The following is a 15288-nucleotide window of genomic DNA, read 5'->3' as shown; positions in this document are numbered from 1 at the left end:
TCTATCGGCGGCGTCGCCGCAAGTCAACCTATACGGATATATTATGACGTTAACGGCATACACGGCGTGGATTTATTTGCCCGGCATTTTGTCCGGCGGTCCGAAGCCGAAAATGTCGCGCAGCAGGCCGGGTGCGAGGGCGGCGAGCGGATCGACCATGATACGCGGTGCATCGAACGGCCCGTCGATCGTATAGCGTGCGGCGAACAGGCCGCTGCCTTTCTCCGGGCTGAACAATTTGCCGATGACCGGAATTCGCCCCGGCAATGTGTTGAGCGCATAGGCGGGCACGATGGTTCCGGCCAGATCATATCGTTTGCGGGCGAGATCGACCGACCCGGCGGCGGTGAAGCCGAGGGACGCGGAAAAGGCGCGGCCGTTGTGTAGGGTGACGATCGGCCCGGCGATGCTGAACGGCGCGGTCAGTCGGGTGATCGCGAGACCCGGCCCGGAGGTTGCCGCCGGCACGCCGTAGAGCGACAGGCCCTGCAGCACTTTCGCCATCACCGGCGCGTGGCGCAGGCGGAAATCGGTCAGCACGGCGCGACCCTTGGTCGCGCCGCCGGTACTCGAAGCGGTGAGGTCGAGCCTGCCATGGGCGATTTCGGTGGTGGCGCCCAGAGCGGCGAGCAACGTGCCGGCATCGCCGCTAGTCAACGCCACACGCATCGCGGCGCCTTCACGGCCGACCGTCAGATTGGCATGATGCGCGCCGCCGACCAGCGCAGTCGCGGCCAGGGTGTCGAGGGTTCCGGCCTTGCTGCTGGCGGCGATATGCACCGGCCCGAGCGGCGGCGCCGGGGCGGGATACAGGCGCAGCGCATCGAACGCCGCTTGCAGCCGCCAGGAGGGGCCGATGGCGCCGGCCGTTTCGGCCTGTGCTTTCGACGGCGCGGTCGCGCTGGCGCGCGCGCGGCGCAACAGGGCGGAGAGATCGAGCAGCCGCCCCGCCAGCGCGATGGTCCAGGGATGGCCGGAGCCGTCGGGCGGGGTCAGCTTGCCGGTCGCTCTGGTGTCGCCGATCCGTGCCTCGCCAATCGTCATCGCAGCGCCCTGCCGCCGGCCCTTCAGGGCGAGGCCGGGTGCTGTGATATCGAGCGTGGTGAGATCGATGGGGCTGCCCTGCGCAAGGCCGAGACGGATGGCGGCATGGCCCGGCTGGCCCGCCGCCTTGGTCCAGCCGAAGATCGGCAGCGCCAGATCGACCGGGGTAAGATCGGCGTTCAGATCGAGCGTGCCATGACCGCCATCGTTGTCGTAAGCGATGGTGAGCGGTGCGGTGCCGTAACGCCAGAAATCCGGCGCGGCGCCGAACGAATCGAGCAGCGCGCGCCCCGCCCGTGTGGAGGCTTTCAGGTCGAAATCGCCGCCCGGCAGCTTCATCGAGGCGGTGAACTTGGCAGTTTGCCCGGCGAGGCGCCCGATGCCGCGCAATGCCAGATCGTGCAGGCTCGCGGTCAGCGCGATCGTCCCGCCATCGAGCGCGAGATCGTGCACCGGCAAAGGCAGATGCAGCGCGGTGAGTTGCGCGGCCGCGTCGAGATCGACCTTCGCCAGCGGCAAATGCTTGTCGAGCGGCAAGGTCGCGTTGATCGTGCCGGCAACCTGCCCGGTCGCTCCCGCCAGCGCGACGCCGTGGGAGGCAAGGCGCAGCGGCGGCGCGTCGAGCAAGGGCAGGGCCGCGGTGATCGGGCCGCCGAGGCTTGCCGCGATGTGGGCGATCTGGTCGTGCAGGTTCAGCCCGGTGATCCGCATCCCGCCGCGCAGCGCCAACCCGCCGAGCGCGCCGGATGTCGCGGCGATGACCAGCGTATCCTCGTCGGGGAAGGTCAGGGTGCCGGCAAGCGCGGTCATCGGCGCGGCACCCTTGAACCAGTCGAGCGAAACTCCCGAGGCGGCGAAGCCTCCCGAAAATCCCGTGAGATAGGGCGCCTTGCCGAGACTCAGATGCGCGGTGAATTTGCCGTCCGACGCTGTTCCGGCGGGAATATGCCCGAGAACGTAGTGCCTTGCGTGCCTTGCCAGCGCCTGCGGCCAGTAGGCGGGCAGGGCGGCGGCGGAAACCCGGTCCACCGTCGCGTGCAGCACCCCGGAAAATGGCGGGGCGAGGCCGAGCCTGCCATCGAAGCCGATGACCGGCGCCGAGCCCGCGCGCGGCGCGAGGGCGATTTGGCCGCGCGTGAGTTCAAGGTCATGGTCATCGACCGTCGCGGCGAGTTCCGCATGGGCGACCGGAATTTTGCTCTGCCCGAGCGCCACCGTGCCGTCGCCGGTATCGACGGAAACCTCGAGCCCGGCTCGCGCCGCGCCGAGCGGCCAGCGCGCGGTCAGGGTGACGGGCAGGTCGAACCGCACGAGCGCCGCGTTCCGTGGCGCGAGCGAGGCGGGATCGCCCGGACCGAGCATTGCGCGAATCCGTCCCACCCCCTGCGCCGCGCGAAGTTCGACCGTGAGCGGCGCGATCGCCCCGCCATGGCGCAGAACCGCGTGTCCCGCGCCGGTGATCGTGCCGTCGGCGGCGCGGGACAGGTCGAACCGGCTATCCCGCGCCGCGAGTTCGAGATGCAGCGTGTCGTCGTCCAGGGCGAGAAGCGCGCCGCTGACCCGAACGGCGCGGAGATCGGTGAAATCGATGCCGTGCGTGCCCGGTTTCATCGCGATCGTCGCGAGCAGATCGTTGCGCAACTGTGACGGCGTTGCCCCCGCCCGATCCGGCCGCAGCGTGATCGCGGTGCGATGGGCGATGATGCGAATCGGCGCGATCCGTCCGCGCAGCAGGGCGAGCGGCGCCAGCGTGACGCGCAGATAGGAAATCTTCAACGCGGCGGCCCGGTTTGGTCCGCTTACCACGATGTCCGACAGGCGAAGATCGAGCGGCGCGCCGCCGCGATGAAATCCCTCCCAGGCCAGAGCGGCGCGCCCCACCGTAACCGTCGAGCCCGGCAGTGCTCGCGCCACCGCCGCCGCGATCCGCGACGCGAGCGGCGGCAGATCGACCGGCCCGCGCGCGAGCCGCCAGGACGCCGCGCCGAACAGCAGCAGAAGCACCAGGGCGATGGTGCCGACGAACCGCGCGCCGTGATGGCCCGCATGGCTGGCGACCTGCCCCGCTTGACGGAACCGGCGCCTCATCGAAGGATCGCCTCGGCATGAACAGATCCATCGTTTCGCGGGACGGTTTCGAAGCGGATTTTCCCGGCCCGGCCGACCGCGAGGCTGCCGCACGGCTGCTCGAATCCTATGCCGAACTTGGCCGGGCCGAGGCGCGCTTTGCCAAGAGCCGAGCCGGGCGGGCGGCGCTCGCGTGCCTCGGCGGCAATGCGCCCTATCTCGCCGGGCTGGCGCTGCGCGAGCCGGATATCGTGATCGCGGTCCAGCGGGATGGTCCCGAACCGACATTCGCGCGAATCGTGGCGGAGCTTCGCGGCATCGATCCCCTCGCGTCGCGTGCCGCCACCGCGCGCGCGTTGCGCGGCGCCAAGCGCCGGGCGGCGCTCGCCATCGCGCTGGCCGATCTCGCTGGTGCCTGGAGTGTGGAAAAAGTCACCGCGGCGCTGTCCGAACTCGCCGATGTCAGCATTTCCGCGGCACTGCGCCATCTGCTCCGCGTCCTGCACGAGAACGGCACGATCAGCCTTCCCGATCCCACGGACCCGGAGCGGGCGTGCCGCTTCGCCGTACTCGGCATGGGCAAGCTCGGTGCGGGCGAATTGAACTACTCCAGCGATATCGACCTCGTGCTCTTGTTCGATCCTTCATCTCCCGTTTATCGGGACGATGCGCAAGCCGCCATGGTCCGGCTGGCGCGCGATCTGGTGCCACTGCTTGCCGAGCGGGATGGCGATGGGATGGTGTTTCGCGTCGATCTGCGCTTGCGTCCCGATCCGGCCGCGACGCCGCCGGTCGTCAGCCTCGGCGCCGCACTCGCCTATTATGAAAGCCATGGCCGGACCTGGGAACGCGCCGCGTTATCCAAGGCGCGGCCGGTCGCCGGCGATCTCGGTTTCGGAGCCGCTTTTCTCGACCAAATCCGCCCGTTCATCTGGCGCCGCAATCTCGATTTCGCGGCGATCGCCGACATTCACGACATGAAGCGCCGGATCGATCAGCGCCGGCGCAATTCCCCCGGTGCCGTTCTCGGCCGCGACGTGAAGCTCGGCCGGGGCGGGATTCGCGAGATCGAATTCATCGTCCAGACGCTCGAACTGGTCTGGGCCGGGCACGAACCGGCGCTGCGCATTCCCGGCACGCTGGCGGCATTGCGCGCGCTGGCTTCAGCGCTGCATTTGCCGCGCGAGGTCGCGCGCGAACTCGCCGAATCCTATCGCACGCTGCGGCGCATCGAGCACCGGCTGCAAATGGTCGAGGACCGGCAGACGCATAGCCTGCCGGAGACCGGGGCCGGGTTCGCCGCCTTCGCGGTCTTCATGGGCGTGGCCGAACCCACAGGCTTCGCCGAACGGCTTGATCAACTCTTCGAGACGGTTCACGGGCATTTTTCGATATTTTTCGACGCCGGAACCGCGGGAGACGGCAATGGCGGGGTACCGGCGCTGAATGTTGGTGAAAACGGTGCGGTGCCGGCGGCTTTCCGCGATCATCTGACCGGGCTCGGGTTCAGGGATGTCCGGCATCTCGCCGCACGGCTGCGGGCGTGGCGCGGCGGTGCCTTGCCCGCGCTGCGCGCGGCGCGGGCCCGCGATCTGCTCGATGCGATCCTGCCGTCGCTGCTCGATTCATTGTCCCGCCAGCCCGACCCAGATCTCGCGTTCCGCCGGTTCGACCAGTTGCTCGAACGCCAGCGCGCCGGGATTGCCCTGCTGTCGCTGTTTCAGCACAACCAGGCGCTGCTTGGGCGGCTCGCCGCCGTGCTCGGTGCCGCCCCGCCGCTGGCCGAGCATCTCGCCGCCCATGCCGGCGCGCTGGACGCGCTGCTGGCGCCGGTCGCGCATTTTACCAACCCAGCCCCCGCGCTGCGGCGCCTGCTGCGCGATGCCGGGCATCTCGAGGAAACTCTCGCCACGCTGCGCCGGTTCGTGCGACGCGAGGAGTTTCATCTGTCGGTCGCGACCCTGGAATCCCGCCTCGACGTCGACGCGGCGGGCACCTTGAGGGCCGAACTCGCGAAGGCCGCGCTCGGTATCCTGCTGCCCAGGGTGATGGCGGATTTCGCGCGGCGCTACGGCAGGCTGCGCGGCGGGCGGTTCGGCATCGTCGCACTGGGCCGGGTCGGTGCCGGGGAAATGCTCGCGGGGTCGGATCTCGATCTTATGCTGATCTACGATCATCCGCCGGATGCATCGTCGGCGCGGCTGCCGGCAAGCCAGTATTTTCTGCGCTTCGCCCACGCGCTGGTCGGCGCGATCACGGCTGCCGGCGCGGAAGGACCGATCTACCAGGTGGACATGCGGCTGCGGCCTTCGGGCAATAAAGGGCCGGTCGCCGTCTCGCTCGCCGCGTTCCGCCGCTATCATGCCGAAGACGCCTGGACCTGGGAGCGCCTCGCTCTCACCCGCGCGCGGGTGATGGCCGCCACGCGCGGTTTCGCGCCGGTGCTCGACGCCGCGATCCGCTCGGCGCTGTGCCGCGCGATACCCGCCGGGACGATCCGGCGGGATACCGCCTCGATGCGCGCCCGGCTGGCCCGCGACGCCCCGCCGCGCGATGATTTCGACCTCAAGCATCGCGCGGGGGGCACGATGGAACTTGGCTTCATCGCCGAGGCGCTGCAGCTCATCCACGGTCCCGCATCGCCCGCTTTGTTTCATCCAGGCACGCGGGATGCGCTGGCCGGTTTCGCCGGTGCGGAGATTCTGACCGAGGCCGAAGCGGCTGAGTTGATCGCGGCGGACCGCCTGTTCCGCACGATCCAGGGCATGATGCGCATCACCGGGCTCGCAGAACCCGGCCCGGATTCGGCGCCGGGCGCGCTGGCGCCGATTCTGAAAGCCGCCGAGGCTGCCGATTTCGCGGCGCTCGCGGCCAGGATGACGGCGGCGGCCGAACTGGTGCGCGGCGCGTTTCTCCGCCATATCGGCGACCCGCAACGCGACGAACAGGGAGTTCAACCATGAGCGTGACCGAAGGCGACAAGGCCCCGTCATTCGACATGCCGGCATCAAGCGGCCGGCGCGTGTCGCTCGCCGGCTTCAAGGGCAGGCCCTTCGTGCTCTATTTCTACCCGAAGGCCGACACGCCCGGCTGCACCAAGGAAGCCTGCGCCTTTCAGGAAGCCCTGCCGCAACTCGGCCATATCGGAATCGAGGTGGTGGGCGTCTCCAAGGACAAGATGTCGGCGATCGAGAAATTCGCCGCAAAATACGACCTCAAGTTCCCGCTCGCTTCGAATGAGGATGGCACGGTGGTCGAAGCCTATGGCGCCTGGGTCGAGAAATCGATGTATGGCCGGAAATACATGGGCATCGACCGCTCGACCTTTCTGATCGACGCTGCCGGCCGGATCGCGCGCATCTGGCGTGGGGTGAAAGTGCCCGGCCACGCCAAGGCGGTGATGGACGCGGCATCGGCGCTGGCGAGATCGTGACCGCGATGACGGCGATTTCATCCCGGCAGGCCGGAGCCGCCGCCGCCGTGGCGGCCGCGCTTGCGCTCGGCATCGCCTATTACGCCGAGTTCGTCCTCCATCTGGTTCCCTGTCCGCTCTGCTATATCGAGCGCTGGCCCTACCGGATCGCGATCGTGCTCGGGATTCTCGTCGCCGTCGCCCCGCCACGCGCCGGGCGGGCGCTGCTTGCGCTCGCCGCCCTAGTCATGCTCGGTGACGCGGCGATCGCCTTCGTTCATGTCGGCGCCGAGCAGCATTGGTGGAACAGCCCGCTGCCCGAATGCAACGCGCCACCGCCCGGCTTCGGCGCGCTGCCACTGCGGCCTTCGGCCTCGTGCGACGCGCCGACCTATCTGATTCCGGGATTTCCGGTCTCGTTCGCGACCATGGATCTCGTTTATGCGCTGGGTTTCGCGCTGGCGATTCTTGCCTATCTGAAACGCAGCAAAAGGAGCCTGCCATGAGCGAACCTGCCGATTTGCCGCGCCTGCCGGGCGACCCTGCTCCGTGCGCGGCGGTCGCGCGGATGATCCGGGTCGATCACGCGGGCGAATTCGGCGCGAAGCAGATCTATGCCGGCCAGCTCGCCGTATTGGGCCGCTCGCGCCATGCCGAGACCCTGCGCCACATGCAGGAGCAGGAACAGCATCATCTGGATACGTTCTCGCGCCTAATCGCCGAGCGGCGGGTGCGGCCCACCGCACTTCTGCCGGTCTGGCGCGTCGCCGGCTTCGCCCTCGGTGCTGTGACAGCGGCTCTGGGCCCGCGCGCCGCGATGGCCTGCACCGTCGCCGTGGAGGAGACGATCGACGCACATTACGCAAGACAGGCGGCAGCACTCGGCGAGGATGAATCGGTGCTGCGCGCAACCATCGAGGAATTCCGCGCCGAGGAGCTGGAGCACCGGGATATCGGCCTCGCCAACGAGGCCGAGCAGGCGCCATTCTACCGCTTGCTCTCGGCGGCGATCCGCACCGGCTGCAAGACGGCGATCGCGCTCAGCGAAAATATCTGATTACGATATAATCCGGTTGGCAAGCCATGGCCGCCGTCCTACATCTCGCCTCATGAGCGAGACATCCTTCGAGCGCGATCTGGTCAAGGCCGCTTTCGATCTGGCCGGACAGCAGGGATGGCGGCTTGTGTCGGTGGCCGCCGCCGCCCGGCATGGTGGGCTCGATCTCGCCGAGGCGCGCCGCCGCTTCACCGGCACTGTCTCGATCCTCGCGCGGTTCGGCCGCCTCGCCGATGCCCACGCGCTCGACGGCGCGATGACCGAGGGCGTCGTGCGCGACCGTCTGTTCGATATCATGATGCGGCGGATCGATTTCCTGCAACAGCACCGCGATGGCGTGATCGCGCTGTTGCGCCACGCGCCGTTCGATCCCGCGCTGACGCTCTGGCTCGCCCGCGCCAATCTCGCCGCGATGGGCTGGATGCTGGAAGGTGCAGGCATTTCCGCGCGCGGCCTGCGCGGCGAAATCCGCAAAAAGGGTCTGCTCGCGGTGTGGGCCTGGACGCTGCGCGCCTGGCTGCGTGACGAGAGCGCGGATCTGGCGGCGACCATGGCGGCGCTCGACAAGGCGCTGACGCGCGCCGATCGGGCCGCCGCACAATGCGCGCACGGGCGCGCCGCAACCCCCGCGCCCGCGGCGGACGCGGAGCCGGACGCGTCCTTCCAACCCGATTCCGAAAACCCCGACCGGCCCGGTTGAAGCGGAAATCCTTGCATTATCATCTCGCGATTCCAAGGCGGACGGATTAACCTGTCATCCCGGAAGCAATACCGCCCGGATCATAGCGAGAGGAACCGAGCCATGGCCCATGCCAGCAAACCGAAACCGTCCGGCGCCGGCACCGATCCCAGGAAGACCGCTTCGGCGCAGAAGACGAGGTCCATGTTCATGCCGGATTTCGATTTCACCAAGGCCTTCGGCGCGCTGAAAATGCCCGCCATGCCGGATATGGAGGTCGTGATCGGCGCCTATCGGCGGAATCTGGAGGCGCTTTCCGAAGCCAACCGCGTGGCGCTCGAAGGCGCGCAGGCGGTGGCAAAGCGGCACATGGAAATCATGCAGAAGACCATGACCGATCTCACCGAGCAGTTGCGCAGCGTGTCGGCGCATGATTCGCCGCAGATTCGTGCCACCAAGCAGGCGGAACTGCTCAAGCACGCCTATGAAAGTGCTGTGACCAATATGCGCGACCTCGGCGACCTTATCCAGCGCTCGAATCACGACGCGGTCGAGAAGCTCAACCGCCGGTTTTCCGAGGCGATGGACGAAATGAAGACGCTGATCGACAAAAAATCTTGATCTGTCACCCGAACACCTGATCTCAATTCGATGTCCCAGCTCCTTGCCGCGCCGCCGTCGCCGCTTTTCATCCCCGAACGCCAGGTGGCGCGGCCGCTGCACAAACCTTTGCGCGTCGTTTCCGACTATCAGCCGGCCGGCGATCAGCCGCAGGCGATCGCCGAGTTGGTGCTCGGAATTTCGGCCAACGAGCGCGATCAGGTTCTGCTCGGCGTCACCGGTTCCGGCAAAACCTTCACCATGGCCAAGGTGATCGAGGCGGTGCAGCGCCCCGCCTTGATCCTTGCGCCCAACAAGACGCTCGCCGCCCAGCTCTACAGCGAGATGAAGGGGTTTTTCCCGGACAATGCGGTCGAATACTTCGTGTCCTATTACGACTACTATCAGCCCGAAGCCTATGTGCCGCGCACCGACACCTATATCGAGAAGGACGCGCAGATCAACGAGGCGATCGACCGGATGCGCCACGCCGCGACCCAGGCGCTGCTGGAGCGCGGCGATGTCGTCATCGTCGCCTCGGTGTCCTGCATCTACGGTATCGGCTCGGTCGAAACCTACAGCCAGATGGTGGTGCGCCTTGAAACCGGCGGCCGGATTGATCGCGACCGCCTCGCCAAGGCGCTGGTCGAGTTGCAGTATCGCCGCAACGACGCCGCGTTCCAGCGCGGTACGTTCCGGCTGCGCGGCGAAACCGTCGACATCTTTCCGAGCCAGTACGAGGATCGCGCCTGGCGGGTCACGCTGTTCGGCGACGAGATCGAGAGCATCGCCGAGTTCGATCCGCTGACCGGCGAGCGCATCACCGAGCTTGCGTCGGTCGCGGTCTATGCGAACAGCCACTATGTCACGCCGCGGCCGACGCTCGCGCAGGCGGTCGGGCGGATCAAGCAGGAGTTGCAGGCGCGGCTCGCCGAGTTGACCGCACAGGGCAAGCCGCTCGAAGTGGAGCGGCTGCAGCAGCGCACCACCTTCGACATCGAGATGATGGAAACCACGGGGTCCTGCAAGGGAATCGAGAACTATTCGCGCTATCTCTCGGGGCGCAATCCGGGCGAGCCGCCACCCACTCTGTTCGAATACCTGCCGGAGAACGCGCTGCTGATCGTCGATGAAAGCCACGTCACCGTGCCGCAGATCGGCGGCATGTTCAAAGGCGACTTCGCGCGCAAATCGATCCTGTCGGAATTCGGTTTCCGCCTGCCCTCCTGCATCGACAACCGCCCGCTCAAATTCGAGGAATGGGAGAGGTTCCGGCCGCAGACCACCTTCGTTTCGGCAACGCCCGGCCCGTGGGAGATGGAACGTACCGGCGGGGTATTCGCCGAACAGGTGATCCGCCCCACCGGCCTCGTCGATCCAGAGGTCGAGGTGCGGCCGGTCGAGCATCAGGTCGACGATCTTCTCGCCGAATGCCGCATCGTCGCCCAGGCCGGCGGGCGGGTACTGGTGACGACGCTGACCAAGCGCATGGCCGAGGATCTGACCGAATATCTCACCGAACATGGCGTGAAGGTGCGCTATCTGCACTCGGATATCGACACGCTGGAGCGCATCGAGATCATTCGCGATCTCCGGCTCGGCGTCTACGACATTCTGGTCGGCATCAATCTGCTGCGCGAGGGGCTCGACATTCCCGAATGCATGCTGGTCGCCATTCTCGATGCCGACAAGGAGGGTTTTCTCCGCTCCGCGACTTCTTTGGTCCAGACCATCGGCCGTGCGGCGCGCAATGTCGATGGCCGCGTCATCCTGTATGCCGACACCATGACGCGCAGCCTGAAATACGCGATCGACGAGACCGACCGGCGGCGCGCCAAGCAGACCGCCTGGAACGCGGCGAACGGCATCACGCCGCAGAGCGTGAAGAAGCAGGTCGGCGAGATCCTGCATTCGGTCTACGAGCAGGATTACGTCACCGTCGCGCCGATCAAGGACAGCCTGGCCACCGAATTCATCGGTAAGGATCTGAAATCCACCATCACCGAGCTGGAGAAACGGATGCGTAATGCGGCGGCCAATCTGGAGTTCGAGGAGGCGGCGCGGTTGCGCGACGAAATCAAGCGTCTGGAGGCGCTGGAACTCGGCCTGACGCCTGCGCCGATGCCGAGTGCGTCCCGCCGCTCGCGCGACCGCACGCCGGAACCGCTGGGGCCGGGCGGCGGCGGTTACGACCCGGACAAACGGCGCGGCGGCAGAAGGCGGCGCGGACCATGAAGCGGATCTTCCTGACAACGTGTGGCCTGTTGTTGGGCTCGAGCGCATTCGCGGCATCGCCGGTGACGCTGACCGGGCAGAATGCGACCTACACGCTCAGCCTGTCGAAAGTGCGCGGCCATTCGGTGACCGGCGCTACGGGGCGCCTGCGGTTCGACGTTCTGGAAACCTGCCGCGCCTATACGGTCAGCCAGCATATGACATTACTGATCCGTAATCAGGATGGCAGCCTGACCCGCACGATCAGCGATTACGATACCTGGGAGAGCAAATCCGGCCATCGGCTGACTTTCCTGCTGCGCCAGAGCGAGGACGGCAAGACCAAGGTGGAGGATCAGGGCACCGCGACCACCGGACCAAAAGGCGGCGTGGTGAACTATACGGTGCCGAAGGGCAGGGTGGTGAAACTGCCGCCCGGCACGCTGTTCCCGATGGCGCATACGCGACATATTCTGGAGGCGTCGGCCAAGGGTGAACCCTATATCGATCCGCCGTTGTTCGACGGCACATCGGCGCATGGCGCGGAACATACCTTCGTCGCGATTCTGGGCCGTCGCGACGCGCAAAAAAGTCGTTTCGCGCCACTCGCGGCGCTGCCGTCAACCCTGGTCGATATCGGCTTCTTCCGTCGCAAGCCGCGCGACGAGGAACCCGATTTCCGCACCCAGATGCGCTACTACACCAACGGCGTGTCGCGCGACGTGCGGCTCGATTTCGGCAATTTCGTCTTGCACGGAAAACTGACGGCGCTCACCATCCCGCCGGTCGCTTGCCCGAGCGCTCGGAGCGCGTCCGATTCCGGCGCGCCGCGCGATCCGAAAAACTGAGATTTGGCATCAATAAAAAACACCGGCCATCGATGATGGCCGGTGTTCTCGTGCCGGTCGAACCGGGATCAGCTCGACGAGCCGGAGCCGGACGTCTGGCTGTCGGTCATCGATGAGCCGGCGGTCTCAGTCGTTTTACGGGGGCGCCGGGTTGCCGGCTTTTTCGGAGCGGCGGCGCTGCGCGTCGCCTTGCGCGGCGTTGCCGCCGCGCGCGCCGTGGTTTTGCGCGGGGCGGGTTTGCGGGCGGCGGTCTTGCTGCTCGCGGCCTTCCGCGTCGTCGCGGCGGTCCGTTTGGCGGCGGGTTTTGCCGCCGGCTTCCGCGCGGCGGTGGCCTTCGCGGTTGCGGTCTTGCGGGCCGTCGTCGCGCGCTTCGGCGCGGCCTTGGCGGCCGGCTTCTTCGCGACAGTTTTTGTTCCGGCTTTCGCCGCGGTTTTGGCCGCCGGCTTTTTCGCCGCTGTCTTGGCCGCGGTGGTCTTCGCCGCCGAGGCCTTCGGCTTCGCGGTTTTGGCCTTCGCTGCCGCGCTCTTGGGTTTGGCCGCTGTGGTCTTTGTGCTGGCGCGCATTGCCAGCGGCTGCGCGCGCCTTTCGGTTTCAGTCGTCACGAGGATGCTCCTTCGCTCGGGGTTATGGGGGATGCGGACGATAATTCCTGACAAGATGCATTCAGCGTTTTGGCTCTGGCGACTTGTCGCATCGCAACGGCGACCGTTCGGCCAGGGGGTGGAACGAGAAGACCGCGCCCGGATATCCGTGCGCGCAATGCCTACCCGGCTGTTTGTTTTCATACCAGCGCTCCGGCTTTGCCGCCGTCGTCTGGTGATGACTTGTCCACGGTCATCGACCGTCCTTCCCTTTCGCGTGCGATACTCGACTTGACCAAATCAGACTTGACAAGGTTGCGACGCGAATCGTGCGACGCACGCAAGAATCGCTATTCAACGTCTGATCGGACGATGTCAACAAAAAGCAGCATGTTTTTGCGCCTCCAGGCGATTTTTTTTGTCACTGTCATTCGCGCGTTACGACGGCGCACCACGGTCTTGGCACATGGATGCCGCTGGATCGTCGATGCGGCGATCCGATAAATCGGAAATAATCAAGCATAAGCCTGGAGAGTTTCTGTTTTTCCGCGTTTGGCATCGACTTGCGCCGAACGCTGCATCGCACTCGGAGCGGCCGGCCCGCCTCGGCACTTGCACGCGGGCCGGATCGGGAAGAACATGGATTTTCATAAGCATCTCTCATGGCTTTGCCAGAAGGAATCCAGACCCTGTCCGACGATATGCCGACCGAATGGACACCCAATCGCGCAAAACCCGCACCGGTCGTCGCGATGCCGGGCTGGGTCGAATCGCTTCGGCGCGGCCTTGCCATGCGCTGTCCGGCTTGCGGTGAAGCTCCGGCGTTTCAGGGATATCTGAAGGTCACGCCCGCCTGTCCGCATTGCGCGGCACCGCTCGGGCGCGTGCCCTGCGACGATGCGCCGCCCTACATCACGCTGCTGCTGGCTCTGCATGTCGTCGTGCTCATCATCGTGCTGAGCGATGCCGGCGGTTCCATGACCTACATCACGTCGCTGGTGATTTTCGTCCCGCTCACCATCGTTCTTGAGCTCGTCCTGCTGAGGCCGGTCAAGGGAGCGACGCTCGCCGTGATGCTGAAGGTCAACCTGCTGCGCCGGGATGCTCCGGCGGCAAAGCCGACTGCGGCCGATCATGACTGACCGCGACGCGAAGATCGCCGGACGGCTGATCCGCGTCGTGCTCGACGACGACGCGCATGGCGGAATTCCGGCGACGCTGGAGGCGGACCGCAACCAGGCGATCGCCGATCTGACCGCCGATAATCGCTTCGCTCTCGTGGCGCACCCCGATCGCGCGACCGTCCTGCATCTGTCGGTGCAGGATGGCAGGCTGGTGTTCGACATCCGCACCGAGGCGGACGAAACATTGCAGGTGATCGTTCTGGCGCCCGGACCTTTCCGCACGATGATCCGCGACTATCGGATGCTGCTCGACAGCTACGCTTCGGCGGTGGCCGAAGGCCGAGAATCACGCATCCAGGCGATCGACATGGGCAGGCGCGGCCTGCACAACGAAGGCGCGGAAATCGTCATGGCGCGGCTCAAGGGCAAGGTGCTGCTTGATTTCGACACCGCACGCCGCATCTTCACCTTGGTCTGCGCGCTGCATCGGCGTATCTGATCTCCCTCTGCCACAATTGCGAGAGTTGCCATGAAGATCGACGGCACAGCATTCCGCTCCATCTGGATCGATGAGACCGATCGCTGGTCGGTGCGGATCATCGATCAGACGAAATTGCCCTGGGCGATCGAGATGCCGCGCTTCACCACGCTCGATCAGGTCGCGCACGCGATCAGCGCGATGCTGGTGCGCGGCGCGCCGCTGATCGGCGCCACCGCCGCCTATGGTGTGGCGCTCGCGATGCGCGCCGATCCGTCCGACGCATCGCTCGACGCCGCGATCGAGACACTTGCCGCGACGCGCCCCACCGCAATCAATCTGCGCTGGGCGCTCGCGCGCATGCAGTCGGTGCTGCACGATCACCCGAAGGCCGAACGCGCGGAAGCCGCCTACGGCGAAGCCGCCGCGATCTGCGACGAGGATGTCGCGACCAACCGCGCGATCGGCAGGCACGGGCTGAAACTGATCGAAACCCGCGCGCGCGCAGGGCGCCGGGTCAACATCCTCACCCATTGCAATGCTGGCTGGATCGCGACGGTCGATTGGGGCACGGCGCTCGCCCCTATCTATATGGCGCATGATGCCGGCATCGATGTCCACGTCTTCGTCGATGAAACCCGCCCGCGCAACCAGGGCGCCTCGCTTACCGCCTGGGAACTCGGCAAGCATGGCGTCGCGCACACGGTGATCGCCGACAATGCCGGCGGCCATCTGATGCAGCGCGGTGCGGTGGATATGGCGATTGTCGGCACCGACCGGGTGACCAGCGCGGGCGACGTCGCCAACAAGATCGGCACCTATCTCAAGGCGCTCGCCGCGCGTGACAACGGCGTGCCCTTCTATGTGGCACTTCCGTCCTCCACCATCGACTGGGCGATCGCCGACGGGCTCTCGGACATTCCGATCGAGGAGCGCGCGGCAACCGAAGTCACCACCGTCACCGGCCGGGCGCTCGACGGCAGCATCGCCACGGTGCGGGTCGTGCCGAAGGACAGCAATGCCGCGAACCCGGCCTTCGATGTCACGCCGGCGCGCCTCGTCTCCGGCCTGATCACCGAGCGCGGCATCTGTGCGGCAAACGCGCATGCGCTGGCCGCGATGTTCCCGGAGCACGCGCAGCGCCGCGCCGCCTGATCTTGCGCCGGCTAGTGTGGTGGTTCCGA

General features: G+C 66.7%; 13 protein-coding genes. 11 read left to right on the top strand and 2 right to left on the bottom strand.

Going from position 1 to position 15288, the window contains the following annotated elements; translation table 11 throughout:
- Positions 1-72 precede the first annotated feature (72 nt).
- Complete coding sequence (locus L2A60_RS06085; RefSeq protein WP_235703480.1) at positions 73-3132, bottom strand: DUF3971 domain-containing protein; 3060 nt, start codon at positions 3130-3132, stop codon at positions 73-75.
- Positions 3133-3149: 17 nt separating this feature from the next.
- On the opposite strand from L2A60_RS06085, the gene L2A60_RS06080 reads away from it, so the two are divergent.
- The 8 genes from L2A60_RS06080 (at position 3150) to L2A60_RS06045 (ending at position 11921) form a co-directional block, all read left to right on the top strand.
- The gene (locus L2A60_RS06080) at positions 3150-6074 is read left to right on the top strand and encodes a bifunctional [glutamine synthetase] adenylyltransferase/[glutamine synthetase]-adenylyl-L-tyrosine phosphorylase (RefSeq protein ID WP_235703479.1); all 2925 of its coding nucleotides are present in this window, start codon (positions 3150-3152) and stop codon (positions 6072-6074) included.
- Entirely contained in the window at positions 6071-6544 is a 474-nt protein-coding gene (bcp, locus tag L2A60_RS06075; RefSeq protein WP_235703478.1) for a thioredoxin-dependent thiol peroxidase, read from the top strand. The genes L2A60_RS06080 and bcp overlap by 4 nt, the downstream gene beginning before the upstream one ends.
- Before the next feature lie 5 nt (positions 6545-6549).
- A complete protein-coding gene (locus L2A60_RS06070) occupies positions 6550-7029 on the top strand; it encodes a disulfide bond formation protein B (RefSeq protein ID WP_235703527.1) in 480 nt (159 codons plus the stop codon).
- Positions 7026-7580, top strand: coding sequence for a demethoxyubiquinone hydroxylase family protein (locus L2A60_RS06065; protein WP_235703477.1), 555 nt, complete (start codon positions 7026-7028; stop codon positions 7578-7580). Before L2A60_RS06070 ends, L2A60_RS06065 begins: the two co-directional genes overlap by 4 nt.
- Before the next feature lie 52 nt (positions 7581-7632).
- Entirely contained in the window at positions 7633-8280 is a 648-nt protein-coding gene (locus tag L2A60_RS06060) for a TetR family transcriptional regulator (protein ID WP_235703476.1), read from the top strand.
- Between the two features lie 102 nt (positions 8281-8382).
- A complete protein-coding gene (locus L2A60_RS06055) occupies positions 8383-8880 on the top strand; it encodes a phasin family protein (RefSeq protein WP_235703475.1) in 498 nt (165 codons plus the stop codon).
- Between the two features lie 30 nt (positions 8881-8910).
- Positions 8911-11094 (top strand): excinuclease ABC subunit UvrB, encoded by a 2184-nt coding sequence (gene uvrB / locus L2A60_RS06050; RefSeq protein ID WP_235703474.1) that lies wholly within the window; start codon positions 8911-8913, stop codon positions 11092-11094.
- Complete coding sequence (locus tag L2A60_RS06045) at positions 11091-11921, top strand: EipB family protein (RefSeq protein WP_235703473.1); 831 nt, start codon at positions 11091-11093, stop codon at positions 11919-11921. The genes uvrB and L2A60_RS06045 overlap by 4 nt, the downstream gene beginning before the upstream one ends.
- Before the next feature lie 68 nt (positions 11922-11989).
- Here L2A60_RS06045 and L2A60_RS06040 read toward each other — a convergent pair whose 3' ends face one another.
- Positions 11990-12523: a hypothetical protein gene (locus L2A60_RS06040; RefSeq protein ID WP_235703472.1), complete on the bottom strand. Its 534-nt coding sequence runs from the start codon at positions 12521-12523 to the stop codon at positions 11990-11992.
- A 641-nt stretch (positions 12524-13164) separates the two neighbouring features.
- Here L2A60_RS06040 and L2A60_RS06035 point away from each other — a divergent pair.
- From L2A60_RS06035 to mtnA, 3 genes are read left to right on the top strand one after another with little or no spacing between them, the layout of a single operon-like run.
- Positions 13165-13644, top strand: coding sequence for a DUF983 domain-containing protein (locus L2A60_RS06035; RefSeq protein ID WP_235703471.1), 480 nt, complete (start codon positions 13165-13167; stop codon positions 13642-13644).
- On the top strand, positions 13637-14125 hold the full coding sequence (locus L2A60_RS06030; RefSeq protein ID WP_235703470.1) for a UPF0262 family protein: 489 nt from the start codon (positions 13637-13639) through the stop codon (positions 14123-14125). The genes L2A60_RS06035 and L2A60_RS06030 overlap by 8 nt, the downstream gene beginning before the upstream one ends.
- 30 nt (positions 14126-14155) lie before the next feature.
- Positions 14156-15259, top strand: coding sequence for an S-methyl-5-thioribose-1-phosphate isomerase (mtnA, locus tag L2A60_RS06025; protein ID WP_235703469.1), 1104 nt, complete (start codon positions 14156-14158; stop codon positions 15257-15259).
- Positions 15260-15288: the final 29 nt, after the last annotated feature.

The organism is Acidiphilium iwatense, assembly GCF_021556475.1.
GTDB classification, from domain to species: domain Bacteria; phylum Pseudomonadota; class Alphaproteobacteria; order Acetobacterales; family Acetobacteraceae; genus Acidiphilium; species Acidiphilium iwatense.
This window is presented reverse-complemented; position numbering and strand designations above follow the sequence as displayed.

Coding starts and splice junctions, on each gene's coding strand:
- L2A60_RS06065 (WP_235703477.1), top strand. CDS start 7,026: ATGAGCGAACCTGCCGATTTGCCGCGCCTGCCGGGCGACCCTGCTCCG.
- L2A60_RS06080 (WP_235703479.1), top strand. CDS start 3,150: ATGAACAGATCCATCGTTTCGCGGGACGGTTTCGAAGCGGATTTTCCC.
- L2A60_RS06045 (WP_235703473.1), top strand. CDS start 11,091: ATGAAGCGGATCTTCCTGACAACGTGTGGCCTGTTGTTGGGCTCGAGC.
- bcp (WP_235703478.1), top strand. CDS start 6,071: ATGAGCGTGACCGAAGGCGACAAGGCCCCGTCATTCGACATGCCGGCA.
- L2A60_RS06035 (WP_235703471.1), top strand. CDS start 13,165: ATGGCTTTGCCAGAAGGAATCCAGACCCTGTCCGACGATATGCCGACC.
- L2A60_RS06030 (WP_235703470.1), top strand. CDS start 13,637: ATGACTGACCGCGACGCGAAGATCGCCGGACGGCTGATCCGCGTCGTG.
- uvrB (WP_235703474.1), top strand. CDS start 8,911: ATGTCCCAGCTCCTTGCCGCGCCGCCGTCGCCGCTTTTCATCCCCGAA.
- mtnA (WP_235703469.1), top strand. CDS start 14,156: ATGAAGATCGACGGCACAGCATTCCGCTCCATCTGGATCGATGAGACC.
- L2A60_RS06055 (WP_235703475.1), top strand. CDS start 8,383: ATGGCCCATGCCAGCAAACCGAAACCGTCCGGCGCCGGCACCGATCCC.
- L2A60_RS06085 (WP_235703480.1), bottom strand. CDS start 3,132: ATGAGGCGCCGGTTCCGTCAAGCGGGGCAGGTCGCCAGCCATGCGGGC.
- L2A60_RS06060 (WP_235703476.1), top strand. CDS start 7,633: ATGAGCGAGACATCCTTCGAGCGCGATCTGGTCAAGGCCGCTTTCGAT.
- L2A60_RS06070 (WP_235703527.1), top strand. CDS start 6,550: ATGACGGCGATTTCATCCCGGCAGGCCGGAGCCGCCGCCGCCGTGGCG.